Source organism: Arthrobacter sp. TmtSoilC51, from assembly GCF_055388015.1.
The window spans coordinates 3,172,480-3,198,081 of the sequence record NZ_AP035877.1 but is presented as its reverse complement, the minus strand read 5'-3'; the positions used below and the strand labels follow the sequence as shown (position 1 = coordinate 3,198,081).

Below are 25,602 nucleotides of genomic sequence, written 5' to 3'. Positions count from 1 at the left end.
AGGCTCAGGCCGCTGCCGCCGTCGTGACTGGCTCGTGCAGCACGGGGAAGTTGACGCTGCGGGCGATGAAGCAAACTTGGTTGGCTTCGTGGTGAAGTTGCGGCATGAGGGCCGACTGCGAGGGGTCGCTGATGGTTACGTGCGGCCTCAGGGTCACGCCCTCGAATTGGCCGCTGCCGTCGCGGTTGAGCTTCATGAGGCCTTCCGCCTGGTCCTCGTAGGCCGTCACTACTACGCCATGCCGTACGGCCACGTGCAGGAAGGAGAGCATATGGCATTGGGACAAGGCGGCAAGCAGGAGTTGCTCGGGGTTGTAACGCGTCCGGTCGCCGTGGAACGTCGGATCAGAGGAGCCCTTCAGGGTGGGAAGGCCCGGGATTTCGACGTCGTGGTCACGTGAGTATCCCCTGTAATTTGCAGTGCCTTCGCCAAGGTTTCCGGTCCAGCGGACGGTCAGTGCGTAGTGGTGTTCGTTGAGGCCCATGCGGACAGTCTAGCCAGACGCCATTGACTGTCCGCAGGGGCACTTCAACCAAATCGGTCTAGACGTCCGCGGCCCGTGCACGGAGCGCCCGCGCCACGCCGTCACGGTTTTCCAGCATCATGCGGCGCAACGCTGCACTCTCCTCCGGAAGGGATGCGAGGAATTCGTCCGTGCGGTCCACCGTGGCCTGGGTGGTGAGTTGCGCCGGGTAGAGGCCCACAACGATTTGCTGGGCCAGGGCGTGCGTGCGTTCCTTGACGATGCCCGGGACCGCTTCGAAGTACTTTTCCGCGTAGGGCTCCAGCAGGGCCGTGTCCGGCACCCGCATGAAGCCAGCCACCGCTGAAGCTTGGAGGGCGTTGGAGAGTTCGCCTTTGACCACAATGGAATCCCACGCTGCGGCTTTGGCCTGCGCTGTGGGTATTGCGGCCTTGGCCTGTGCTGCGGCGTTTTGGCCTGTGGAGGTGTTGTCCAGGGCGAGCTCCTGGTCGATGCGCTCCTGGCCCTGCCTGCCGCCAGCCACCAAGGCGGTCAGCAGCTCCCATCGCATGTCCTGGTCAACAGTGAGGCCTTCAAGGGTGTCGGTTCCGTCAAGCAGGGCTTGGATGCGGTCCAGTTGGTCTGCGCCGCGTGCAAGTTGCGCGAAGGACTTCGCGAACTGAAGTTGGGCGTCGGAGCCGGCTTCCACCGCCGAAGCGAGTTCCCAGAGCTTGTCTGCTGCCGCGATCGTAGCGCCCAGCTTGTGCTCGGCCGCTACATAGTAGGTCAGCGTTGTAGCCAGCTGCCGCAGTTGGACGAGGATCACCGAAGAGTCGGTTTCCTCTGCGATATTTGCCAGGATCAGTTCCACGTAGCCGCGGGCAGGAGTTTCCCCGTCGCGCGCTGCGTCCCATGCAGAACCCCAGACAAGCGTGCGTGGCAGGCTGGCTGCAAAATCCTTGAGATGCGCTTTGGCCGTGGCCAGCGAGTGCGCATCCAGGCGCACCTTGGCGTAGGCCAGGTCGTCATCGTTGAGCAGGATGAGGTCCGGGCGTGCGAGGCCTGTCAGGACGGGGACTTCGGTGCGGTGGCCCTCGACATCCAGTTCCTCGCGGTGCGTCCGCTCCAGCTTGCCCTCTTCGGAAAGGTTGTAGAAGCCCACTGCAAGGCGGTGTGGGCGCAGCGTGGGTTGTTCATCGATCGCCGTCTGCAGGATGCTGAACGCGGTGATGGTGCCGTCTTCCTCCACGTCCACCTCGGGAGCCAGGGTGTTTACGCCGGCGGTTTCCAGCCAGAGCTTGCCCCATACGTCCAGGTCACGGCCGCTTGCGGCTTCGAGTTCCACCATGAGATCAGCAAGTTCGGTGTTTTTCCATGCGTGCTTGGCGAAGTACGTGCGCACACCTGACATGAACTGTTCCGGTCCAACCCAAGCCACCAACTGCCGCAGCACGGAGGCGCCCTTGGCGTAGGTGATGCCGTCGAAATTGACTTCCACGTCTTCCAGGTTGTTGATTTCCGCGAAGATCGGGTGCGTGGTGGGCAGCTGGTCTTGGCGATAGGCCCACGACTTCTCCACGGAGGCAAACGTGGTCCAGGCCCGGTCGAAGGCAGTGTTTTCCACGGCAGCCAGGTGGGACATGTACTCGGCAAAAGACTCGTTGAGCCAGAGGTCGTTCCACCAGCGCATGGTCACCAGGTCCCCGAACCACATGTGCGCGAGTTCGTGCAGGACGGTGATGGCACGGCGTTCGATCTGTGCGCCTGCGACCTTGCCGCGGAAGATGTAGCCCTCCAGGATTGTCACCGCACCAGCGTTTTCCATCGCGCCCGCGTTGAACTCCGGTACGAACAGCTGATCGTACTTCTCAAACGGATACGGGCAGCCGAACTGCGCCTCGAAGAATTCGAAGCCCTGGCGGGTCAGCTCGAAGATGTTCTCCGCATCCAGGTACTGCATCAGCGATTTGCGGGCAAATACGCCAAGCGGAACCACCCTGCCGTCCGAACCAGTGACCTCCGAACGAACTGATTGATAGGGTCCGGCTATCAGCGCGGTGACATAGGAGGACAGACGCGGGGTGGGAGCGAATTCCCACACGGACCTGGCCCCGCCGTCCTCGCCGGCCAGAGCTTCAACAGGGACAGGCGTGGCAGAGTTGGAGACGACGTCCCAGTGCGAGGGAGCAGTGACGGTGAACGTGAAGCTGGCCTTCAGGTCCGGCTGTTCGAAGACAGCGAACATTCGCCGGGAATCCGGAACCTCGAACTGGGTGTAGAGGTAGACCTCCCCATCCACCGGATCCACGAAACGGTGCAGCCCCTCGCCGGTGTTCATGTAGCGTGCATCGGCGACGATCACGAGCTCATTGTCGGCAGCAAGGTTTGGAAGCTGGATTCGGACACCGTCGGATACCTCGGCCGGATCCAGTTCGGTGCCGTTCAGGGTAACGCTGTAAACGGTGTCGGTTACGGCGTCGATAAACGTCGAGGCTCCAGCCTTTGCCGAAAACTTCACCACGGTTGTAGACCCGAAGACCGAGGCTCCCTTGGTCAGATCCAAGGTGACGTTGTAGGACTCGACATTGAGTATTTCAGCGCGCTGCGCGGCTTCGTCGCGCGTCAGGTTAAGGCCTGGCAAGTGTGCCTCCAGAGGTTGGGGTGGCGGCCGGGGCAGGTCCGGTCGATGGTGTGAAGCCATTCTTTCACTCCAATCGCCGATCGCAAGGAGGTGCCACCACAGTGTCGTTCCTACGGAGTAGCGTTGGATCATGGGAACGTTCAGGGAGTCACTTGATATCCGCGCACTCAGGTTCGGGATGACATTTCCGTTGCTTCTGGCGATCGGTTTCGTCGTGTGTGCCCAGATGCTCCGGAACAGCCTTCCGGATCCGGTGGCCGTGATGTGGAACGCCGACGGCGGAACTTCCTTTGCGCCCTTCGGTGCCTACGTAACGGGCGGCGCAGCCCTGATCACCTTCTTTGGATGGGTGGCCTTCCTGCAGGCGGTGCCGATTTCCAGGCCCGTGGTGATGCGACGCGTCATGATGGGCCTTGGCCTGATGGTGAGCCTTTTCATCACTGCGGTACTGGCCGCCGGGCTGGTGGGGCAATCGGGACTCGGGGATGCCCGTGATTCCCATGTCGATCCGATTGTCCTTGCCATGGGCAGCGGTGCTGCGGTGTCCCTTGGTGTTGTCCTCATGTTCGCGTTCAAACCCGATCCCCGTTGGACGCGCGAAGACGACGAAGCTTTGGAGGCCGAACGCCTGCGCGCCGCGGATCCGGAAATAGCCCGCGATACCCTGCGCATGTGGGTCCATGCCCGCAGTTCAGTTTTCGTCATGATCATCGTGTCCGCACTGTTTCCAGCCGCACTGATAGCGATAGCAGTCCCATGGCTCGGAGCCTTGGTCGCCGCAGTGGCGCTTGTTGGTGCCGGGTTCCTTTTCGCCCGCGTCCGGGCGGACAGGGGAGGGCTGCAAGTCTTTGCCGGTGGCATACTACGGGTCCTGACCGTTCCCGCCGTCGATATTGCGGCAGCAGCTCCCGCTGAAGTGAAAGCTGCAGACTTTGGTGGTTGGGGCTGGCGGCACCATGACGACGCCACAGCGATGCTGGTAAGCAGCGGACCGGCCGTCGTCGTAAGGAAACTTAACGGAGGCAGGGTGGCGCTCAGTGCTGGTACTGCCGCTACCGCTGACAAACTCGCCGGTATCCTGAACCGGGCTGCCGAGCGGGCCCACCCCGGCGGACAGCCCCAGCAACCCGGGGCGCGGTAACCTAGGTAACGCATCCCACACCGCCGCGCCCGGCCAGGTGCCATACCGGCGCGCCAGAAAGAATGGACTTCCTGTGACTACACCCCGTGTCCACATCGCCACAGACCACGCCGGCATGGAACTCAGCGCCCACCTGGTCAGCCACCTCACCGCCAAGGGCTACGAGGTTGTGGACCACGGACCCAAGGAATATGACGCGCTGGATGATTACCCCTCCTTCTGCATCAACGCAGGAGTCGCAGTGGTGGCCGACCAGCAGGCAGGCGTGCATGCGCTGGGCATCGTTCTGGGCGGTTCCGGCAACGGTGAACAAATTGCCGCCAACAAGGTCAAGGGTGTGCGCGCCGCGCTGGCCTGGAACCTCTCTACCGCCAAACTGGCCCGTGAGCACAACGATGCCAATGTGGTGGCTGTCGGGGGTCGCCAGCACACGGTGGAAGAAGCAACCGAACTCATTGAAGCCTTCCTGCAGGAACCGTTCAGCAACGACGAACGCCACATCCGCCGCATCGGCAAGATTGCGGCCTACGAAACCACCGGCGAGATCGTCGAGTAGTGCCGGAGGGGCATTCCGTCCATAGGCTGGCCCGCCAATTCCACGATGTTTTTGGCGGCCGGCGTTTGGAAGTTTCCAGTCCGCAGGGAAGATTCACGGCCGGCGCAGATCTTCTGAATGGCCATGTGATGGTTGAAACTGCTGCCCACGGGAAGCAGTTGTTCCTGCGCTTTGACCACGATCTTTTCCTGCACGTCCATCTGGGCCTGTACGGGGCTTGGAATTTCGGCGGGGACAGTTCGTTCAGCGGCGCTTCAAGCATCGGCGCTCCGCGCCGGATCGGTGAGCGGGAGACTGCTTCATCCGGCATTGACTTGGACTACGCAGGGCCGCCGGAACCTGTCGGCGCCGTCCGTGTGAGGCTGGTCTCTGACCACGGCTGGGCCGATCTTCGTGGCGCCACTACCTGCGCCGCTATTACGTCCCATGAAGCCGAAGCCGTACTGGCCCGGCTGGGGCCTGATCCGCTGCGCAACCGGCCGGGGGACAGGGAGGAGTTCATCCGCCGGTTGCGTCGCCGTAGGACTGCTGTGGCCTTGCTTTTGATGGACCAGTCTGTGTTGGCCGGCGTGGGCAATATTTACCGCGCCGAGGTCCTCTTCCGTCAGGGAGTGGACCCTTGGACCCCTGGAAACACGATTGATGCAGCGACGGCAGGCAAATTGTGGGACGACGCCGTGCTGACGATGTCCGACGGCGTCCGCGACGGCCGGATTGTCACCACTCTGCCAGCGCTATGGACCGGTGACGGCGGCACAGCGCCCGACGCCGATGCCCACTTTGTCTATAAGCGCGAAGGACTGCCCTGCCGCGCTTGCGGGACGCTGGTGGGCATGGCCGAAGTCGGCGCCCGCAAACTGTATTGGTGCCCTGGCTGCCAGTTGTAGCAGTTGCCCGTAGAAACAACGAAAGAGCCCCAATCCGAGGATTGGGGCTCTTTTTGCTGGAGGGGACGACGGGAATCGAACCCGCGTAATCAGTTTGGAAGACTGAGGCTTTACCATTAAGCTACGTCCCCGGATGGGATCTCCTGCTGGATCCGTTGTACTGGATTCCGTGATCAGGACATCTTCCCGGTGGCTGTTGAAGCCGGGTACAACTAAACCTAATTCCGGCGGCGGTGTCAAATGTGCATTCAGGGCCTGCTTGCCCGTAGACTGTCCTGTGCATTCGGGGTGTAGCTCAGCTTGGCTAGAGCGCCTGCTTTGGGAGCAGGAAGTCGCAGGTTCAAATCCTGTCACCCCGACTCTGTGTTTCGTGTCCATTTCAGGGATGCGGCAGAACCCCATACCCACAAAATCAGGAGTACTTAGACTGTGAAGAGCGCTGTCGAGAACCTCACCGCCACGCGGGTCAAGCTCAACGTTGAGGTTCCCTTTGAGGAACTCAAGCCGAGCATCGATGCCGCATACAAGACCGTTGCTTCGCAGATCCAGGTCCCCGGATTCCGCAAGGGCAAAGTTCCCTCCAAGCTCATCGACCAGCGCGTTGGCCGTGGGTACGTTCTGGAGACCGCCATCAATGATGGCCTCAACGGCTGGTACCAGGCCGCAGTCCAGGAAACCGGTGTTCGTCCCCTGAGCCGTCCCGAGGTTGAGATCACAGAGGTTCCGGACCCGTCCGCAACCGACGGCGAGCTCAAGTTCCAGGTGGAGATTGACGTTCGTCCCGAAATCGAACTGCCGGACTACGCAGGCATCAAGGTTGAGGTTGCTGCGGCTGAATCCTCGGCCGAGGACGTCGACAAGGCCCTCGATGAACTGCGTGGCCGCTTTGGCACGCTGAAGTCCGTGGAGCGTCCCGCCCAGAACGAGGACTTCCTCACGATCGACATCACCGCCACAATCGACGGCGAAGAGATCGATTCCGCTTCCGGCCTGTCCTACCAGGTTGGTGCCGGCACGATGCTTGAAGGCCTGGACGAAGCCGTGACCGGCCTCTCGGCGGACGAAGAAGCAATCTTCGACACCACCCTCGTTGGCGGCGACCACGCCGGCGAGGCAGCCCAGGTGAAGGTTGTTGTCAAGGCCGTCAAGGAGCGCGAGCTTCCCGAGGCCAACGACGACTTTGCCCAGTTGGCCTCTGAATTCGACACTCTTGCTGAGCTCCGCGAGGACCTCGCCAAGCAGGCTGCCGATTCCAAGGTTGTCGGACAGGGCGTTGAGGCCCGCGACAAGGTTCTGGACAAGCTCGTTGAGCTCGTCGAGGTTCCCGTTCCGGCTTCGGTGGTCGAAGAGCAGATTGAAGCTCACTTCAACCCGGAGAACGCCCACGGCGAAGGTGACCACGACACCGAGGAACACCGCGCCGAGGTCAAGGCCAACACCGAGCGTGCCTTCCAGAACGAGGTCATCCTTGACGCCATTGCGGACAAGGAAGAAGTTGACGTCAGCCAGAACGAGCTGATCGACTACATCGTCAGCACCGCAAGCCAGTACGGCATGGATCCGAACCAGTTCGCCCAGATCATCGATCAGAGCGGCCAGGTCCCCATGATGGTTTCCGAGGTCCGTCGCCGCAAGGCGCTGGCCGTTGTGCTGGGCCAGGCCGAGGTTGTCGACTCCGAAGGCAACAAGGTTGACCTGAGCGACTTCGTCCGCCCCGCCGGCGAAGTTGCTGCCGATGAGGCTGAAGCCACGGAGGAAGCGGATGTCGTCGCCAGCGATGACCCCGCAGCCGTAAAGTTCTAATTAGTAGCGTCAACCGACCCCGGATCCATGATCCGGGGTCGGTTTGTTTTAAGCCCTGAACGGACAAGCCCTCGTTGGGTCAGCGTACTGGATCTGCGGGCCTGCTCCAGTCGTGCGCCGTCAGCGAACAGCGCGATTCCGGCGAACAAATCGTCCGTGAAAACGGTTAGTGTCCAAGTAGTGAAGTTCAGTGAGGTCACTGGCACCAGCGAGAGGTAAGTACTTATGTCACAGCAATCAGAGGCTCCCCGGATGGCAACTGTCGATCCCGCAGCCCAGGACAACTACATCTACAACCGCCTGCTGAAAGAGCGCATTATCTGGCTCGGCTCTGAAGTCCGTGACGAGAACGCCAACGCCATCTGCTCGCAGCTGCTCCTCCTCTCGGCTGAAGACCCCGAGAAGGACATCTACCTGTACATCAACTCACCCGGTGGTTCCGTGACGGCCGGCATGGCCATCTACGACACCATGCAGTTCATCCCCAACGATGTTGTCACTGTTGCCACTGGCTTGGCCGCCTCCATGGGCCAGTTCCTGCTCTCCTCCGGGACAAAGGGCAAGCGTTATGCCACCCCCAACGCCCGTATCCTGATGCACCAGCCTTCAGGTGGTATCGGTGGCACTGCCTCGGACATCAAAATCCAGGCCGAGCTGATCCTGCACATGAAGAAGGTCATGGCGGAACTCACCGCAGAACAAACTGGCCAGACCGTGGAGACCATTCTCAAGGACAATGACCGCGACAAATGGTTCACGGCCACTGAGGCTTTGGAATACGGCTTCTTCGACAAGATCTCGGCTCACGCAGGCTCGGTAGCTGGTGGCGGTGGAACGGCTAACCAGTCGAACTCCGAGCCCAGCTCCGAAAACTAACCGGCACCAAAGAACCACTGAAACCCAGGAGTAATGACATGAACTACAACTTCGGATGGTCTGCCGGTAACCTCCCGTCCAGCCGCTACGTCCTGCCCCAGTTTGAAGAGCGCACACCGTACGGCTTCAAGCGCCAGGATCCGTACACCAAGCTGTTCGAGGACCGCATCATCTTCCTCGGTGTCCAGGTTGACGACGCCTCTGCCGATGACATCATGGCCCAGCTCCTGGTCCTTGAGTCCACGGACCCGGACCGGGACATCACCCTGTACATCAACTCGCCGGGTGGCTCCTTCACGGCTATGACGGCCATCTACGACACCATGCAGTACATTCGTCCTGAGATCCAGACGGTGTGCCTGGGCCAGGCGGCCAGCGCGGCCGCGGTCCTGCTCGCAGCGGGCACTCCCGGCAAGCGGCTGGCACTGCCGAACGCGCGCGTGCTCATCCACCAGCCGGCGTTGTCCGGAGGCCAGGGTGGCCAGGCATCCGACCTCGAGATCCAGGCGGCTGAAGTCATGCGCATGCGTACATGGCTTGAGGACACGCTGGCACACCACTCGGGCCGCACGTCCGAGCAGGTTAACAATGACATCGAGCGCGACAAAATCCTTACCGCGGCCGAGGCCATGAACTACGGTTTGATCGACCAGGTTCTGGACTCCCGCAAGATCAAGCCCCAGGCAATCGCCAGGTAGCATACGGAAAACGACGCCGGTGCGGTTCGCGAAATATGGACCGCACCGGCGTTCTGTTTCCACCCAAGCAGCCCATTGTGACCTAGAGTGGATGTTGTCACGGTGGTGCCAACCCCGGCCAGGCTGCACACTTGAGTACGGCACGGAGCCGCATCACCCGCATGTAACGAAGGGATTCCCACATGGCTCGGATTGGCGAGAGCACGGACCTGCTGAAGTGTTCTTTCTGCGGAAAGAGCCAGAAGCAGGTACGGAAGCTGATTGCCGGGCCCGGTGTGTACATCTGCGATGAGTGCATCGAGCTTTGCAACGAGATCATCGAAGAAGAACTTGCGGAAGTCTCGGACCTCGGCAGCTTCGAACTGCCCAAGCCGCGGGAAATCTTCGATTTCCTGCAGGAATACGTCATCGGCCAGGAACCCGCCAAGCGGTCGCTGGCAGTGGCTGTCTACAACCATTACAAGCGCATCCAGGCCGGTCATGCTCCCAAGGCCGGGAGCCTTGGTGAGGGTCCGCATCACGAGGATGTGGAGATCGCCAAATCCAACATCCTGCTGATCGGGCCAACTGGCTGTGGCAAGACATATTTGGCGCAAACGCTCGCCCGCAGGCTGAATGTCCCGTTCGCAGTAGCCGATGCCACGGCCCTCACGGAGGCAGGCTACGTTGGCGAGGATGTCGAAAATATACTGCTCAAGCTCATCCAGGCCGCTGATTACGACGTCAAGAAAGCCGAACAAGGCATCATCTACATTGACGAGATCGACAAAATCTCCCGCAAGAGCGAGAACCCCTCGATCACCCGGGATGTCTCGGGCGAAGGAGTCCAGCAGGCCCTGCTGAAAATCCTCGAAGGCACAGTAGCCTCCGTGCCGCCGCAGGGTGGACGTAAGCATCCGCACCAGGAATTCATCCAGATCGACACCACCAATGTGCTCTTCATCGTGGCAGGCGCATTTGCCGGTCTCGAGGACATCATTGGTTCGCGGTCGGGGCGCAAGGGCATCGGCTTTGGAGCGCCGCTGAACGAAGTCCGGGACAACGTGGACACCTACGGTGAAGTCATGCCGGAGGACCTGCTGAAGTTCGGACTTATTCCGGAGTTCATTGGCCGCCTGCCAGTTATCACTACCGTCTCGAATCTCGACCGTCCTGCGTTGATCCAGATCCTTTCCACGCCCAAGAATGCCCTGGTAAAGCAATACCAGAAGATGTTCCAACTGGACGGTGTGGACCTGCAATTCGACGACGACGCCTTGGATGCCATCGCTGACCAGGCTCTTGAGCGCGGCACTGGCGCCCGTGGCCTGAGGGCCATCATGGAAGAAGTGTTGCTGCCTGTCATGTTTGATCTCCCGAGCAGGGATGACATCGCAACTGTGGTCATCACCGCTGATGTTGTAGACAACAAGGCCCAGCCCACCATGATTGGCCACGACGTCGTTGCGAAGCGCCGGAATAAGTCGGCCTAGCCACCCGTTGGCGTAGTAAGCGGCGGTTTCATTCACTTCGCGTCGCGCCATGCCCGCTTTTACTCTTCCGAGGAGTTCCCTGTGCCCGAACAGATTGTGCCCGAACAGATTGTGCCCGAACAGAGCCTGCCAGAGCAGTCCGTCAATAAAGCCGATTTCTGGTTCGATCCCGTTTGTCCCTTCGCCTGGATCACCTCGCGCTGGATTGGCGAGGTGGAGCAAGTCCGGGGTATTGAGACCGAGTGGCACGTCATGAGCCTGTCAGTGCTCAATGAGGGCCGTGACCTTCCCGAAAATTACAGGGCAATGATGGACGACAGTTGGGGTCCTGTCCGTGTGATCATTGCGGCCCAGGAACTGCATGGCAGCAGCTTCATCAAGCCGTTGTATGACGCCATGGGGGAGCAGATTCACCATGAGGGCAACAAAGACCGTAGTTCCGTGATCCAGAAAGCCCTGGCAGAGGTGGGGCTTCCTGCTGAGCTGGCACGGTTCGCTGATTCGGAGGACTACGATACCAAGCTGCGCGCCAGTCACGAGGCCGGGATCTCATTGGTGGGCCAGGATGTCGGAACGCCCGTGGTCGCCGTGAACGGCACGGCCTTCTTCGGTCCGGTCCTTACCCGGATTCCAAGGGGCGAAGACGCAGGGCAGCTTTGGGACGCCACGGTGACCCTTGCCGGTTACCCGCACTTCTTCGAACTCAAGCGCAGCCGCACGGAAAGCCCTGAATTCAACTAAACCCTGAATTCAACCAGGGAAACCCTGGGTTCAAGTAGCCAGGACCGCCACCGCGCTACTTCAGGAACCGTGACGTGCGCCGGTCCGCGAGGATCTTTCCGTTGGTTTGGCAGGTGGCACAGTACTGCAGTGAGGTGTCTGCGAAGGACACCTCACGAACAGTGTCGCCACAGACAGGGCATGGCAGCCCGGTCCTGGCATGAACCCTGAAGTTGCTTCGCTTGGTGTCCTTCAGCTCACTGGAAGGCTTTCCAGCTGCCGCGTTCACGGCACCCACCAGGACTTCCTGCATGGAATTGTAGAGCCGGCGCACCGTTTCGTCGTCGAGCGTCTTTGCGATGGCGAAGGGAGAAATCCTGGCAGCGTGCAGAATCTCATCGCTGTAGGCGTTGCCGATCCCTGCGATGACACTTTGGCTCCGGAGCAGTCCCTTGATTTGCTGTGAGCTTGAGTTAAGGATTGCCCCGAAGGCGTCCTCGTCGAAGTCGGGGCTGAGCGGTTCAGGGCCCAGTGTTGCGATTCCGGGAACGTCCATGGGATCCCTCACCACGTAAATGGCCAGGCTTTTCTTCGTGCCGGCTTCTGTCAGGTCCAGGCCGATATGGGCATCGTCGGCGGACCGGTGCAGCAGTAGCCTGGCAGCGATGTTGCTCTTGCCCATGCGCAGCCCGGCGGACGAGGGATGCTCCGTGTAGCGGACCCAGCCGGCCTTCGCCAGGTGGAAGACGAAAAACAGGCCGTCGGCATTGAGGCAGATGAATTTGCCGAAGCGCTGCGTGCCCTGGATGGTGCGGCCTTCCAGTGAACTGTAGGGCGGATCAGCTGTCTTCAGGGCCGCGATGGAGTTTATGCGGACACTGGTCAGCACGGCTCCATGGAGTTGGGTGTCCAGGTACGTGCACAGGCCGTGCACTTCGGGGAGTTCCGGCATGACCATACTCTGCCATAGCTTTGGCCCGCCTGCAGGAAAGCTCCAGCAACACCGAAAAGGCGCTACGAAAAGGTCCGGCAGAACTACAGGATTGTAGTTCTGCCGGAGGTCTTGTGCATGGTCCCTGGCGGGACCACAATGGTTCTTACCCACTTCGAAAGAAGCGGGACACGGAAACCAAAGATTCAGTGATATGCAACCGACGCAGCCTTTGGCAAAGTTGGAAGCAAGCTACCAGTGACGAGGTAGTAAGACCTGAAATTCCGAGGATTCCGCCAGACTGTCAAGCCGTCACCAGACAGCCGAAAAGTCGAAGCCCCACCAACGGCAAAACGCTGATGGGGCTTCCCCTTTGCCCGAAAGCTGCTAGGACGCGGGCGTTTCCTCGGCAGGTGCCAGGACAACGTCGCTCACTGTGAGCTCACCTTCGCCGGACTGAAGCGCAATCTCCTGGGCGTTCGCGGCGGCCTTGAGGTCCCCGAGTCCGGCCTTGAGCTGTGCCACAAGCATTTCGTTGGCCGTGATGGATGCCGAGAGCACGGCGGTCCGCTGCTTCACTTTGGCTTCTGACTTGGCCTTGCGGATGCCACTGAGGGCCACGCCAACAGTGCCCAGCATAGTGGTGTCGCCGTCGGCGATTTCCAGGGCGGCCGGCCATTGGGCGCGGTGCACCGAGCCTGTGCGCCACCAGCTCCATACCTCTTCGGTGGCGAAGGGCAGGAACGGTGCGAAAAGCCGCAGCAATGAGTCCAGCGTGGTGGCCAGCGCAGCCAGCACAGATGCTTGCTCCGAGTCCCCGGCCGCACCGTAGGCGCGGTCCTTGATGAGCTCGACGTAGTCGTCAGTGAACTGCCAGAAGAACGACTCAGTGATCTGCAGGGCACGGGCGTAGTCGTAGTTTTCGAATGCCTTGGTGGACTGGGACACGACGTCGGACAGTTGCGCGAGCAGCGCACGGTCCAGCGGGTTCGTGAGCAGCGAAAGGTCCGAGGAGACAACCGAGTTCTCGGTGGCGCCAAGGTTCAACACGAACTTGGATGCGTTCAGGAGCTTGATGGCCAGTCGACGGCCGATCTTCATCTGTGCGATTTCGTACGCGGTATCGGCGCCGAGCTTGGCCGAAGCCGCCCAGTACCGCACAGCGTCCGAGCCGTACTCGTTCAGGACATCGGTGGGAACAACCACGTTGCCCTTGGACTTGGACATCTTCTTGCGGTCGGGGTCAAGGATCCACCCTGAGATGGCTGCGTGCTTCCACGGCGCACTCTTCTGGAGGGCGTCGGCGCGGACAGCGGAGGAGAACAACCACGTGCGGATGATGTCGTGACCCTGGGGGCGGAGGTCGAAGGGGTACACCTTGGAGAACAGTTCCTCGTCACGGCTCCAGCCACCCACGATCTGCGGGGTAAGGGAGGACGTGGCCCACGTGTCCAGGACGTCTGCGTCACCTGTGAAGCCGTTGGCCTGATCACGCTGCGATTCCTTGAAGCCAGGGGCTGCATCCGCGGCGGGATCTACCGGGAGCATGTCATCCGAGGGCAGGATGGGGTGGTCGTAGTCGGGGTTGCCCTGCGCGTCCAGCGGATACCATACGGGAATCGGCACGCCGAAGAAGCGCTGCCGCGACACAAGCCAGTCACCGTTCAGGCCAGCGATCCAGTTCTCATAGCGGGAGCGCATAAAGGACGGGTGGAAGTTGATTTCCTGGCCACGGCCAATGAGGCGTTCGCGGCGTTCTTCGTCGCGGCCGCCGTTGCGGATGTACCACTGGCGTGAGGTAACCACCTCGAGGGGCTTGTCGCCCTTTTCGAAGAAGTTGACGGGGTGAGTGATCTTCTTCGGTTCGCCGTCAAGCAGGCCTGCCGCAGCGAGGAGCTCTACAACTGCTTCCTTGGCGGAGAAGGCCGTCTTGCCGGCGATCGCGGCGTAGGCTTCCTTGCCGGCGTCGGTAGTGATCCATTCCGGGGTCTCGGCGATGATGCGGCCATCGCGGCCCATGATGGCGCGTGTGGGCAGCTGCAGCTCGCGCCACCAGGTGACGTCGGTCAGGTCGCCGAAAGTACAGACCATCGCGATGCCGGAACCCTTGTCCGCCTTGGCGAGCGGGTGGGCCTTTACTTCAAGCTCAACTTCGAAGAGCGGCGACTTCACGGTCTTGCCGAACAGCGGCTGGTAGCGCTCGTCGTCGGGGTTGGCCACCAGCGCAGCGCAGGCGGCGAGCAGCTCCGGACGGGTTGTCTCGATGAAGATCTTCTCGCCGTCCTCGGTGAAGAACGGGTAGCGGTAGTAGGCGCCCGCAACTTCGCGGTCCTCAAGCTCGGCCTGGGCTACAGCGGTACGGAACGTGACGTCCCACAACGTGGGGGCCTCGGCCATGTAGGCGTCGCCCGCAGCAAGGTTGGCGAGGAAGGCGCGCTGGGAAACCGCGCGGGAGGTGTCGTCGATCGTGCGGTACGTCAGGTCCCAGTCCACGGACAGGCCGAGGGTCTGGAACAGGTTCTCGAAGACCTTCTCGTCCTCAACAGCGAGTTCCTCGCAGAGTTCGATGAAGTTCTGGCGCGAAACGACGTCGAAGTCGCGCTGGTTCTTGGCCGGCTGTGCAGGCGGGCGGTAGTCAGCGTTGTACGGGATGGCGGGATCGCAGCGGACACCGTAGTAGTTCTGGACGCGGCGCTCTGTGGGCAGGCCGTTGTCGTCCCAACCCATGGGGTAGAAAACGTTCTTGCCCGTCATGCGCATGTAGCGGGCCTGGACGTCCGTCTGCGTGAAGGAGAACATGTGGCCCACGTGGAGGGAACCCGATGCCGTCGGCGGGGGAGTGTCGATCGAGTAGACCTGCTCCCGGGTGGTGTCCGGGTTGAACTTGTAAGTTCCTTCGTCAAGCCAGCGCTGCGTCAGGGCAGCCTCAAGGCCTTCAAGGGCCGGCTTGTCGGGAACGTTGATGGGGGCGGTGGCGGGCGTGTCTGTACCCTGCGTTGATTCAGCCATGGGTCAATTGTTCCATGGTCCGGCGCGCCGCCTTGCCGTAGCATGCCGTCATGGCTGGCCTCAGGGACGTTTTCGCCCTCAAACGCATCTACGACGACCCCGCGGACGACGACGGTGCCCGGGTTTTGGTGGACCGGCTATGGCCCCGCGGAGTGTCCAAGGAAAAGGCCCACCTGGATCTGTGGCTCAAGGAAGCCGCGCCATCGTCGCCTTTAAGGACCGGGTTCGCACACATGCAGGAGCGGTTCACCGATTTCCGGAGCCAGTACGAGGCTGAACTGGACAACAATCCTGCAGTTCAGACTTTGCTGGAGTTGGCGAGGTCGAATCCACGGGTCACCTTGCTCTATGCCGCAAGGGATCCAGAGGTAAATCATGCCGTGGTGTTACGCGAATTCCTGCTCGGCCGAGCGGGTGCCCAAGACCCCCGATAGTGTGGAGTCATGACTTTGGCAGCACAGAACAAGACGGCAGTGGTAACGGGTGCCAGCACCGGCATCGGCGAGGCGACGGTCAGGGCATTGGCCGCCACGGGATGGAAGGTCTTCGCTGTAGCTCGCAGGGAAGACCGGCTCGGTGCGCTGGGCGCGGAGACTGGTGCTATTCCGTTCCCCGCAGACATCACCAGTGATGACGACATTGCGGCTTTGTTGCAAGCCGTCACCAAAGCAGGGGGAGCCGACACCCTCATCAACATTGCTGGTGGAGCCCGCGGCGCGGACACCATCGCCGAGGCCGACGCCGAGGACTGGGACTGGATGTACCGGGTCAACGTGCTGGGAACGATGAAGATAACGCGCGCTTTCCTCCCCATGCTGCGTGCCAACGGCGAGGGCACCGTCCTTAACCTGACCTCCACTGCGGGGCTTGCCGCCTACGAGGGCGGGGGAGGCTACAACGCTGCCAAGTTCGCACAGCACGCCATGACGGGTGCCCTCCGGCTGGAAGAAGTGGGAAACAACATCCGAGTCATCGAGGTTGCTCCGGGACTCGTCCAGACCGAAGAATTCGCCCTGAACCGCCTGGGCGATAAGGACGCAGCTGCCAAGGTTTACGCGGGAGTTGAGAAGCCGCTCACCGCGGATGACGTTGCCGACGTCGTGAAGTACGCAGTTTCCCTGCCGCATCACATCAACCTGGACCACATCACCATCCGCCCCGTGGCCCAGGCAGCGAACCACAAGCTGATCCGCAAGCAGGCCTGATTGGCGGTGTGCTAGCCCGCTGCCGGAACCGTCAGCGTCGCAAGGATGGCTGCGTGGTCGCTGCCGGGAACGCGGTGTACGGCGTAGCCGGTGTTCGCAACATCCTGGCTGGTCACCATGTGGTCAATGACGATGCCGGGGAGCACAGGCCCTTCCATCGGCCATGTCGGTGAAAACCGTCCCCCGGACGACACGCCAACATCAACCAGTTTGGTTCCGTCCCGTCCCGCATCCAGCAGTTCCCGGAACTCGTGGTGGTCGTAGGTTGCGTTGAAGTCGCCGAGCAAGAGCTGATGGCCAGGACGGGCAGCCTGGCGGGCAACGGCAGCGAGGTCACTTCGCCACTGGGCGATCCGTGCGTCCACTGGAGGCAGCGTATGAACGTTGGTGACCGTAAGGACAGCGCTGTCACCCGGCTTGCCGATGGCGACACGTGTGACAGGGATCTGGAACGGCGTATTGGGCAACCTCCCTGCCGCCTCCAGTGGATAGAGGGAATAGATGGCACTTCCCGACGCGTCATCGGTGGGGTCGCTCAGGCGGTTCGGGAGGATGTCTGCCAGGCCTGCGGCCTGTAGCCGGTCCTCCAAGCCTTGCGTGTGTTCCTGGACGGCCAATAACTCGACGCCGTTCTCCCGGACCAATCGGACGATCGTTTCGGCATCAGCCTGCCCGTACTCGGAGTTGAAGCTCATGGCCTTCAAAGCGACAGAGTCCGCAGGTGTCATCATCGGGCGGGCGGAGTCCCCCGGAAACAGCCAGTCGAGCGGAAACAGCCAGAACAGCTGCGCCGCCAAGAGGACCGCCGTCGTAGTAATCACCCATGGCCGCCGCCCGAACAGGGCGAGCACCGCAGCGAGTGCCGCGGGCAAGATGAGCCACGGCGTGAAGGACAACAACTGAACGACCTGCAGGGGCCAGTCCGCGGGGATCGCGCGGAACAACGACAACCCCGCCACGGGCACAGCCACCAGCAGTGCCACCACAGACCATGCAGGCGAGCCAAAACGCCTGCGCAGGCGGACAGCGGGCGCGGCTGGAACGGGATACGTCATGACCTTGAGTCTATTCAGCGAACTGCCCGTACTCCTCCGCCCAAGGGATGAACCTCCAAGTGGAGAGGTGGGCTCTGGTGCCGCTAGACTTGAGGGACCAGCTTTGACCCGGCAATCACCGGTGAGCTTCCGGAAGAACAGCGCTGCACGCCTTCACCAGCGGACAGTACCCAGTAGAACCGGACGGGTAAGCCCGTCACAGCAGTAATGAGAGGCCGGCGCCGGCAGTTGTCCCACACCCAGGGACGCCAAGGTTTCGGTAAGTGAGGTGGTACCGCGGTACCGGTGTTGATGCAATTCAACCCCGTAGCCGTCCTCGCATCCTGACAGTCAACCAGCTATCACAGGATATGAGATGACCCACTACCCCAAGGCCTCAGCGTCTCCTTCCGGCACGCAAGGCGTGTCCGCTTCCGTGAAGTTCCCGGAAATCGAAGAGCGCATCCTCAAGTACTGGGATGAAGACGGCACCTTCCAGGCAAGCATCGACCAGCGCGAAGCAGGCAAAGACGGCAGCAACGAGTTCGTCTTCTACGACGGCCCTCCCTTCGCCAACGGCCTCCCTCACTACGGGCACCTCCTCACGGGCTACGCCAAGGACCTCGTAGGGCGCTACCAGACCCAGCGCGGCAAGCGCGTGGAGCGCCGCTTCGGCTGGGATACCCACGGCCTTCCGGCAGAGCTCGAAGCCATGAAGCAACTGGGCATGACGGACAAGACCCAGATCGAAGCCATGGGCATCGACAAATTCAACGACGCCTGCCGCGCCTCGGTGATGAAGTACGCCAATGAATGGAAGGCCTACGTCACGCGCCAGGCCCGCTGGGTGGACTTCGACAACGACTACAAGACGCTCAACGTCGAGTACATGGAGTCGGTGCTGTGGGCCTTCAAGCAACTGCACGAGAAAGGCCTGACGTACAACGGGTACCGCGTCCTTCCGTACTGCTGGAAGGACGAGACGCCACTGTCCAACCATGAACTCCGCATGGACGACGACGTCTACAAGAACCGCCAGGACCAGACTGTCACGGTGACGTTCCCCATCAAGGCGGGGGAGTCCGAACTCTCCAAGGCCCTCGAAGGCGTTCAGGCGCTCGCCTGGACCACGACGCCCTGGACGCTGCCCACCAACCTGGCGCTCGCCGTCGGGCCTGAGATCCCTTATGCCGTCCTGCCTGCCGGTCCGAACGGCGTTAAGGCCGCTTCGGCAGAAGCGCCCGTCAGTGGCAGCTTCCTGCTGGCTGCCGAACTTGTGGGGACCTACGCGAAGGATTTGGGGTACGACGACGCCGCTGCCGCAACTGCGGCCGTGACGTCCACTCACACAGGCACCGAGCTCGCGGGACTCGACTACGAGCCGCTGTGGAACGACTTTGCCGATGCCGAGAAGTACGGCACGCAGAACGCGTGGCGCTTCCTTGTGGCGGACTACGTCACAACCACCGACGGTACGGGCATCGTGCACCAGGCTCCGGCCTACGGTGAGGATGACCAGAAGGTCTGTGAGGATGCCGGCATCCCGGTGGTTCTCTCCGTTGACGAGGGCGCCAAGTTCCTGCCGCTGTTCGCCCATGGCGAGCTCGCCTCGATCGTAGGACTACAGGTCTTCGACGCCAACAAGCCGATCACCCAGGTGCTCCGCGCCGACGGACGCTTGGTCCGCCAAGCCAGCTATGAGCACAGCTACCCGCACTGCTGGCGGTGCCGGAACCCGCTGATCTACCGCGCTGTGTCCTCCTGGTACGTGGAGGTCACCAAGTTCAAGGACCGCATGTCCGAGCTGAACCAGGAGATCAACTGGATCCCCGGCAATGTCAAGGATGGCCAATTCGGCAAGTGGCTGGACAACGCACGTGACTGGTCCATCAGCCGTAACCGGTACTGGGGTTCGCCCATCCCGGTGTGGCAGTCGGATGACCCTGAGTATCCGCGCACCGACGTCTACGGTTCGCTGGCTGACCTTGAAGCCGACTTCGGCCGGTTGCCGGTCAACAACGAGGGACAGGTGGACCTGCACCGTCCGTTCATCGACGAATTGACCCGGCCCAACCCGGACGACCCCCGTTCGCCGGCAGAGGGGCAGTCGACCATGCGCCGCGTGGAGGACGTCCTGGACGTCTGGTTCGACTCCGGCTCCATGCCGTACGGACAGGTGCACTACCCGTTCCAAAATGAGGAGTGGTTCGACACCCACAACCCCGCGGACTTCATTGTTGAGTACATCGGCCAGACCCGTGGCTGGTTCTACATGCTGCACATCCTGTCCACGGCGCTGTTTGACCGGCCGGCTTTCCGCAACGTGATCAGCCATGGCATCGTCCTGGGCTCCGATGGACAGAAGATGTCCAAGAGCCTGCGGAACTACCCGGACGTTTCCGAAGTCCTGGACCGCGACGGCTCGGACGCAATGCGGTGGTTCCTCATGTCCAGCCCGATCCTCAGGGGCGGCAACCTGGTGGTTACCGAGCAGGGCATCCGCGACGGCGTACGCCAGGTCATCCTGCCGCTCTGGAACGTGTACAGCTTCTTCACGCTGTACACCAACGCCGCCAACGGCGGCTCGGGCTACGATGCGAAGCTCCGTTACGACGGTTACGCAGACACGCTGGACCAGTACCTCATGGCCAACACCGGAGACCTCGTCCGCAATGTGACGGAAAGCCTGGATACGTACGACATCTCCGGTGCCTGCGACGAACTGCGCAGCTACTTGGACATGCTCACCAACTGGTACGTCCGCCGCAGTCGCCAGCGCTTCTTCGACGAGAACGTGGATGCCTTCGATGCCCTGTACACCGCCTTGGAAGCTGTGTGCCGCGTGTCCGCGTCCTTGCTGCCGCTCGTGACGGAAGAGATCTGGCGCGGTCTGACGGGTGGCCGTTCCGTGCACCTGGCCGATTGGCCTGACGCTTCGCTGTTCCCGGCAAACCCGGATCTCGTGGAGGCCATGGACCGTCTACAGCAGATCTGCTCCACCGGCTCCAGCCTGCGCAAGGCCGCGAACCTGCGCGTCCGCCTTCCGCTCCAGGAACTGACTGTCGTGGCACCCGGGGCAGACGCGCTGGGAGGCTTCGCCGCCGTCGTCGCGGATGAACTGAACCTGCGTTCGGTGCGCTTGCTGGATGCTGCTTCGGCTTCGCCTGAGGAATTCGGCATCGAGCAGAAACTGGTTGTCAACGCCCGTGCTGCTGGTCCGCGCCTTGGCAAGAACGTGCAGCAGGCCATCAAGGGTTCCAAGTCCGGCGACTGGTCGGTTAACGATTCCGGCGTCGTGGTGGCTGGAGGACTTGAGCTTGAGCCGCAGGAATACACGCTGGAGACCGTCGTAGCAGAAACGGCCGACGGCGGGTCTTCCGCAGCCGCTGTTTTGCCCGGCGGCGGCTTCGTTGTCCTGAACACCGAAGTCACGCCCGAACTTGCGGCCGAGGGTCTGGCACGCGACATGGTCCGTGCCATCCAGCAGGCGCGCAAGGATGCGGGGCTGAATGTCAGCGACCGCATCCGCACTTCCGTTGAAGCGCAGCAGGACGTCGTTGACGCGCTCGAAGCCAATGCTGAGCTGGTCAAGACTGAAACGCTGTCTCTTGAACTGGAGGTCCTCCTGTCCAGCGCCGAGGAGCCGCAGGTCACCGTAGCAAAGGCAGGGGTCTGAATCATGACTGACGAATTCTCAGTGGAAAGCGTCTACGCAGAACTTCTTGGGCGTGCACCTGAAAACAAGATGGAACCCCGGTTGGCACCGCTCTTCCGGGCCATGGACGTGCTGGGGGAGCCCAACAAGGCTTTTCCGATCATCCACATCACGGGCACCAACGGCAAGACGTCCACAGCCCGCATGATTGAGGCCGGACTCCGTGCGCACGGTCTGAGTACAGGCCGTTACACCAGCCCGCACCTTTCAAAGGTCACCGAGCGCATCAGCATTGATGGTGAGCCGGTATCGGATGCGACGTTTGTTCGGATCTGGGATGAAATCCGTCCATACCTGGAAATCGTTGACAACGAGCTCCTTGCCGACAACCAACCGCGGTTGACGTACTTCGAATGCGTCACCATCCTTGGTTTCGCGATTTTCGCTGACCAGCCAGTGGATGTAGCCGTCATCGAAGTTGGGTTGGGTGGCATTACCGATGCCACCAACGTCGGCGACGGCCAGGTTTCCGTCATCACGCCCATCTCCTTGGACCACACGGACCTGCTGGGGGATACCACCGAGGACATCGCCTACGAGAAAGCCGGCATCATCAAACCAGGCGGCTTCCTGGTAAGTGCCGCCCAGCCGGTGGACGCTGCCCAAGTCCTGTTGGAAAAAGCCCGCGAAGTGGACGTACCGTTCCGCTTTGAGGGTGTTGAATTCGGCGTTGAGTCGCGCAGCGTTGCCGTGGGAGGACAGGTCCTGACGGTCCAAGGCCTGGCAGGTCGCTACGAAGACCTCCTTCTTCCCTTGCATGGTGCCCACCAGGCAGAGAACGCCGCCGTGGCTGTGGCTGTATTGGAAGCCTTCTTCGGTGGAGGAGAAAAAGAACTGGACATCGATGTCCTGAAGGAAGCCTTCAGCAATGTGACGTCACCTGGCCGCCTGGAAGTGGTGCGGACCGCCCCTACGATCGTGGTGGATGCTGCCCACAACCCGGAAGGGATCCGTGTCTCTGCCGAGGCGATCCACGAGGCCTTCAGCTTCGGCAAACTGGTGGTCGTCGTCGGAGTCCTGCGGGAGAAGGACGCTGAGGAGATCCTGAAGACCCTCAAGGAACAACTTGGCGATCTTGCCGATGAGTTCTGCTTCACGCAGTCCAACTCACTGAGGGCTGTCCCTGCAGCGGAACTGGCCGAACTCGCCGTCGATCTTGGCTTTGGCGAGGATAACGTCCACATCGCCGAGAAACTCGATGACGCACTGGAGTGGGCCGTTGAACGGTCCGAGTCCAACGATGACCTCGCTGGCGGCGTCCTGGTCACCGGCTCCATCACCCTGGTGGCTGAGGCACGCATCCTGCTTGGAAAGGAAGGTGCCTGACAGTGGCAAAGCTGACCAAGGCCCAGCGTGAATGGCGGCCGGGCATACCCAAGAAGCGCCGATCCACCAAGGTAATGTTCGCTTCCACGGTGCTGTTGCTCGAAGCATTTGTGGCCTTCTTCGGCACGCTGGTGGTCTTCGGCCTAAAACGCGGGGAAGTGGCTCCTGGAATCATCCTGGGTGTGGGGATCGCACTGAGCGTTGTACTCGTCCTGGCATGTGCGGTGTTGTCCAAGCCCTGGGGAATCGGCCTTGGCTGGGGGCTGCAGCTCCTGCTGATCCTGACAGGGATCGCAGAGCCCATGATGTTCATCGTCGGCGTCCTCTTTGCCATCTGCTGGTGGTATGGAATCCGGACGGGGATGAGGATCGACCGCGAAGTGGCACAACGCGACCGGGAGCAGGCCGAATGGGACGCAACGCACCGTGACGAGGCAGGTCCGGAAACCCCGTAAACTGGCTGGGAAACCCACCCACCAATCACATTGGAGCAACTGTGAGCATTGAACGGACCCTTGTCCTGATCAAGCCCGACGGCGTGGCCCGCAACCTCAGCGGAAGCATCCTCGCCCGGATCGAAGCCAAGGGTTACGCCTTGGCTGAGCTGAAGAAGGTCAACGCGACCCGCGAGCTGCTGGAGCAGCACTACGAGGAACACGTGGGCAAGCCGTTCTACGAGCCTCTGGTCGAGTTCATGCTCAGCGGCCCGGTCATTGCAGCTGTCTTTGAGGGCCACCGCGTCATCGAAGGCTTCCGCTCCCTGGCGGGAACCACGGACCCCACCACCGCTGCGCCGGGCACCATCCGGGGCGACTTCGGCCGTGACTGGGGCCTGGCAGTCCAGCAGAACCTCGTTCACGGCTCGGACTCCGTTGACTCCGCCGAGCGTGAGATCAAGATCTGGTTCGCGGGCTAGTTACGCCTCGCCGAATTGACAGTTAAGGCCAATGTTCATCACGAACATTGGCTGTGGAGTCTCATGACTTAATGGACACTTCTGTCTCAGGACATCGTGGACAGTGTGTCTCGGGACATCGTGGGCACTTGTGCGGGTTTTGCTCGTTCCATGAGCGAACTCAAACCCGATATGAAGGTCCGGTATCTTGTCGCCTCGTGGCCTGAGGAGAGTCCTCGAGGTGCCGTGGCAGCCTTCTGCCGCGAGCACAACGTCTCACGGTCTTGGTTCTATAAGGTCAGGGCCGCTGCGGTGTCGGGTGGGCCGGCACAAGCGATGGCTATGCGTTCGACCAAGCCACGTACCAGCCCTAACGCTACTCCCGCAGGGGTCACCGCGTTGGCTTTGCATGTGAGGGAAGCGTTGGAGGCCCAAGGCCATGACCATGGGCCTTTGAGCGTTCAGGCAAGGATGCGCCGGGACGGTGTGGAACCGCCGTCCCGGGCAACGCTTGCCCGGCTCTTTACCAAGGCCGGCATGGTGGTTCCGGAGCCGCGGAAGAAGCCTCGAAGCGCTTACCGCCGGTTCGTATATCCCGCACCGAACTGTTGCTGGCAGATCGACGCCACGGAATGGCAGCTGGAAAACGGGCGGAAGGTTGTGATTTTCCAGCTCATTGATGATCATTCACGCTTGGCCTTGGCGTCACTGGTTGCGGCCGGAGAAACGAGCGAAGCGGCCCTGCGGGTGGTCAAACATGCCATCAGTAAACACGGGGTTCCCCGGAAGTTTCTCTCCGACAACGGCATGGCCCTGAACCCCACACGCAGGGGACGAAGCGGGGCATTGGTGGACTACCTGAGATCTCTCGGAGTCGAACCGATCACGGGCAAGCCCTACAAGCCCACCACCCAGGGCAAGAACGAACGATTCCACCGCACACTGCACCGGTTTCTGCACAAGCAAAAACCGGCTTCAACGATCAAGGATCTTCAAGCCCAGGTCGACACCTTCGACCACTACTACAACACCGAGCGTGAACATCAGGCACTGCCGGCCCGAATGACTCCCCAACAGGCTTGGGAAGCCACCGAGAAAGTGCCCGCCCCCTCGGTCCCCGTGATCTCTGAGATCAAAACCCAGATCCGGCGAACCGTACGAAGAACCGTCAGCCGCCTGGGCGTCGTCACGGTCGTGGGCACGCACTTCCAAGTAGGCAGAGACCGCGCCGGAGAAACAATCCACATCCTCTACGACGCACAACGCATCATGTTCTTCGACGGGCACGGAACCGAAATCATTTCCCATCCGCGCCCGCCAAGAGGAACCAAATACATAGGCAACAACAAACCCCGCGGCTTCATGGCGAACCAAGTGTCCACGACGTCATGAGACATACAGTGTCCACGAAGTCCTGAGACTCGAAGTGTCCTCAATGTCCTGAGACATGACAATCACGAACATTGGCCTTAACTGTTATCTCGTGGAGGGTTTAGTAACCCGACGTCCCGGCGAAGACGTGGATGAAGGCGAAGAAGATCGTGGCAATGACGGCCACGTAAAGCAGCGCCACGATGATCCAACCGGAGTCACCCAAAATCTTGGCCAGTGCCGGTGGGGCTTTGATGACGCCGTGGGAGATATTGCGGATGGTCACCCATACGAACATGGGGATCATCACGGCCCACACCACCATGCAGAACGGGCAGAGCACGTTGATCACGTACAGTGCCTGCGACCACAGCCACACAACAAAGGCGAACCCCAGGGTTACGCCGGCCTGCAGGCCCAGCCAGTACCCGCGTGAATACTTCGCCCCCGCCAGGAGGCCCATGGCAGTGGTGATGATCACCGCAAAGGCGACGATGCCGATGAACATGTTGGGGAAACCGAAGACCGAACTCTGCGGAGTCTGCATCACCGCGCCACAGGAAACCCAAGGATTCACATCGCAGAGCGTGATGTGGTTGGGGTTCTTGAGCACTTCCAGCTTCTCAAGTACCAATGTCCCGGAAGCCAGCCAGCCGACGACGCCGGTGATCAGCAGGAGCCAGGCGAACGGCTTGTCGCGGACTGCTTTGGGCAGCAGCCCTGCCTTGGTGGAGGTGTCCTCCACGGGGGTGGAGGCTTGGTTGGCCAGGTTTCCCCTGGCGGTGCTTGGCATCGCGGACGCAATCCTTTTCGACAAGTGACCCGGCAAGGCCGGTAACGGTTCTTGTCAGGATTGTAA

The 25,602-nt window shown here is 61.5% G+C and carries 21 protein-coding genes and 2 tRNA genes; 16 read left to right on the top strand and 7 right to left on the bottom strand.

Annotation, left to right across the window (positions count from 1 at the left end):
- Positions 1-4 precede the first annotated feature (4 nt).
- Positions 5-484 carry an OsmC family protein gene (locus ACZ5G6_RS14550; RefSeq protein ID WP_498686170.1) on the bottom strand — a complete coding sequence of 160 codons (480 nt, stop codon included), beginning with the start codon at positions 482-484 and terminating at the stop codon, positions 5-7.
- 58 nt (positions 485-542) lie between these two features.
- Positions 543-3,164 (bottom strand): aminopeptidase N, encoded by a 2,622-nt coding sequence (gene pepN / locus ACZ5G6_RS14545; protein ID WP_498686168.1) that lies wholly within the window; start codon positions 3,162-3,164, stop codon positions 543-545.
- Positions 3,165-3,234: 70 nt separating this feature from the next.
- On the opposite strand from pepN, the gene ACZ5G6_RS14540 reads away from it, so the two are divergent.
- The 3 genes from ACZ5G6_RS14540 to ACZ5G6_RS14530 all read left to right on the top strand — a co-directional run bounded on the left by ACZ5G6_RS14540 (position 3,235) and on the right by ACZ5G6_RS14530 (position 5,688).
- Positions 3,235-4,245: a hypothetical protein gene (locus ACZ5G6_RS14540; RefSeq protein WP_223933160.1), complete on the top strand. Its 1,011-nt coding sequence runs from the start codon at positions 3,235-3,237 to the stop codon at positions 4,243-4,245.
- 115 nt (positions 4,246-4,360) lie between these two features.
- Positions 4,361-4,801 carry a ribose-5-phosphate isomerase gene (locus ACZ5G6_RS14535; RefSeq protein ID WP_263422399.1) on the top strand — a complete coding sequence of 147 codons (441 nt, stop codon included), beginning with the start codon at positions 4,361-4,363 and terminating at the stop codon, positions 4,799-4,801.
- A complete protein-coding gene (locus ACZ5G6_RS14530; RefSeq protein WP_498686166.1) occupies positions 4,801-5,688 on the top strand; it encodes an Fpg/Nei family DNA glycosylase in 888 nt (295 codons plus the stop codon). Before ACZ5G6_RS14535 ends, ACZ5G6_RS14530 begins: the two co-directional genes overlap by 1 nt.
- Before the next feature lie 57 nt (positions 5,689-5,745).
- Here the strand turns inward: ACZ5G6_RS14530 and ACZ5G6_RS14525 are convergent.
- Positions 5,746-5,819, bottom strand: a tRNA-Gly gene (locus ACZ5G6_RS14525).
- A 153-nt stretch (positions 5,820-5,972) separates the two neighbouring features.
- Here ACZ5G6_RS14525 and ACZ5G6_RS14520 point away from each other — a divergent pair.
- From ACZ5G6_RS14520 to ACZ5G6_RS14495, 6 genes are all read left to right on the top strand, one after another.
- Positions 5,973-6,047 (top strand) — tRNA-Pro (locus tag ACZ5G6_RS14520).
- A gap of 70 nt (positions 6,048-6,117) precedes the next feature.
- A complete protein-coding gene (gene tig, locus ACZ5G6_RS14515; RefSeq protein ID WP_223933154.1) occupies positions 6,118-7,491 on the top strand; it encodes a trigger factor in 1,374 nt (457 codons plus the stop codon).
- Positions 7,492-7,743: 252 nt separating this feature from the next.
- Positions 7,744-8,367, top strand: coding sequence for an ATP-dependent Clp protease proteolytic subunit (locus ACZ5G6_RS14510; RefSeq protein ID WP_275959818.1), 624 nt, complete (start codon positions 7,744-7,746; stop codon positions 8,365-8,367).
- 38 nt (positions 8,368-8,405) lie between these two features.
- Positions 8,406-9,065, top strand: a complete 660-nt coding sequence (locus ACZ5G6_RS14505; protein ID WP_018777832.1) for an ATP-dependent Clp protease proteolytic subunit — start codon at positions 8,406-8,408, stop codon at positions 9,063-9,065.
- Between the two features lie 182 nt (positions 9,066-9,247).
- Complete coding sequence (gene clpX / locus ACZ5G6_RS14500; protein WP_223933150.1) at positions 9,248-10,537, top strand: ATP-dependent Clp protease ATP-binding subunit ClpX; 1,290 nt, start codon at positions 9,248-9,250, stop codon at positions 10,535-10,537.
- Positions 10,538-10,633: 96 nt separating this feature from the next.
- Positions 10,634-11,278 (top strand): mycothiol-dependent nitroreductase Rv2466c family protein, encoded by a 645-nt coding sequence (locus ACZ5G6_RS14495; RefSeq protein WP_223937595.1) that lies wholly within the window; start codon positions 10,634-10,636, stop codon positions 11,276-11,278.
- Between the two features lie 55 nt (positions 11,279-11,333).
- Here the strand turns inward: ACZ5G6_RS14495 and ACZ5G6_RS14490 are convergent, their stop codons facing one another.
- Together ACZ5G6_RS14490 and valS are read right to left on the bottom strand one after the other, a co-directional pair.
- Complete coding sequence (locus ACZ5G6_RS14490; protein ID WP_498686162.1) at positions 11,334-12,209, bottom strand: Fpg/Nei family DNA glycosylase; 876 nt, start codon at positions 12,207-12,209, stop codon at positions 11,334-11,336.
- Positions 12,210-12,575: 366 nt separating this feature from the next.
- Entirely contained in the window at positions 12,576-15,197 is a 2,622-nt protein-coding gene (gene valS, locus ACZ5G6_RS14485; RefSeq protein ID WP_498686160.1) for a valine--tRNA ligase, read from the bottom strand.
- Positions 15,198-15,247: 50 nt separating this feature from the next.
- Here valS and ACZ5G6_RS14480 point away from each other — a divergent pair, with 50 nt between their 5' ends.
- Complete coding sequence (locus ACZ5G6_RS14480) at positions 15,248-15,631, top strand: DUF488 domain-containing protein (protein WP_498686158.1); 384 nt, start codon at positions 15,248-15,250, stop codon at positions 15,629-15,631.
- Between the two features lie 9 nt (positions 15,632-15,640).
- Complete coding sequence (locus ACZ5G6_RS14475; RefSeq protein ID WP_223933142.1) at positions 15,641-16,402, top strand: SDR family oxidoreductase; 762 nt, start codon at positions 15,641-15,643, stop codon at positions 16,400-16,402.
- An 11-nt stretch (positions 16,403-16,413) separates the two neighbouring features.
- Here the strand turns inward: ACZ5G6_RS14475 and ACZ5G6_RS14470 are convergent, their stop codons facing one another.
- Complete coding sequence (locus tag ACZ5G6_RS14470; RefSeq protein WP_498686155.1) at positions 16,414-17,457, bottom strand: endonuclease/exonuclease/phosphatase family protein; 1,044 nt, start codon at positions 17,455-17,457, stop codon at positions 16,414-16,416.
- 355 nt (positions 17,458-17,812) lie between these two features.
- On the opposite strand from ACZ5G6_RS14470, the gene ileS reads away from it, so the two are divergent.
- The 5 genes from ileS to ACZ5G6_RS14445 all read left to right on the top strand — a co-directional run bounded on the left by ileS (position 17,813) and on the right by ACZ5G6_RS14445 (position 24,764).
- Positions 17,813-21,112, top strand: a complete 3,300-nt coding sequence (gene ileS, locus ACZ5G6_RS14465; protein ID WP_498686153.1) for an isoleucine--tRNA ligase — start codon at positions 17,813-17,815, stop codon at positions 21,110-21,112.
- A gap of 3 nt (positions 21,113-21,115) precedes the next feature.
- The gene (locus ACZ5G6_RS14460) at positions 21,116-22,477 is read left to right on the top strand and encodes a bifunctional folylpolyglutamate synthase/dihydrofolate synthase (protein ID WP_498686150.1); all 1,362 of its coding nucleotides are present in this window, start codon (positions 21,116-21,118) and stop codon (positions 22,475-22,477) included.
- Between the two features lie 2 nt (positions 22,478-22,479).
- Positions 22,480-22,932 carry a DUF4233 domain-containing protein gene (locus ACZ5G6_RS14455; protein ID WP_498686147.1) on the top strand — a complete coding sequence of 151 codons (453 nt, stop codon included), beginning with the start codon at positions 22,480-22,482 and terminating at the stop codon, positions 22,930-22,932.
- Positions 22,933-22,973: 41 nt separating this feature from the next.
- Complete coding sequence (gene ndk / locus ACZ5G6_RS14450; RefSeq protein ID WP_216925485.1) at positions 22,974-23,393, top strand: nucleoside-diphosphate kinase; 420 nt, start codon at positions 22,974-22,976, stop codon at positions 23,391-23,393.
- A 150-nt stretch (positions 23,394-23,543) separates the two neighbouring features.
- On the top strand, positions 23,544-24,764 hold the full coding sequence (locus tag ACZ5G6_RS14445; RefSeq protein WP_223933130.1) for an integrase core domain-containing protein: 1,221 nt from the start codon (positions 23,544-23,546) through the stop codon (positions 24,762-24,764).
- A gap of 100 nt (positions 24,765-24,864) precedes the next feature.
- On the opposite strand, the gene ACZ5G6_RS14440 is transcribed toward ACZ5G6_RS14445, so the two are convergent.
- Positions 24,865-25,536, bottom strand: coding sequence for a vitamin K epoxide reductase family protein (locus ACZ5G6_RS14440; RefSeq protein WP_498686141.1), 672 nt, complete (start codon positions 25,534-25,536; stop codon positions 24,865-24,867).
- Positions 25,537-25,602: the final 66 nt, after the last annotated feature.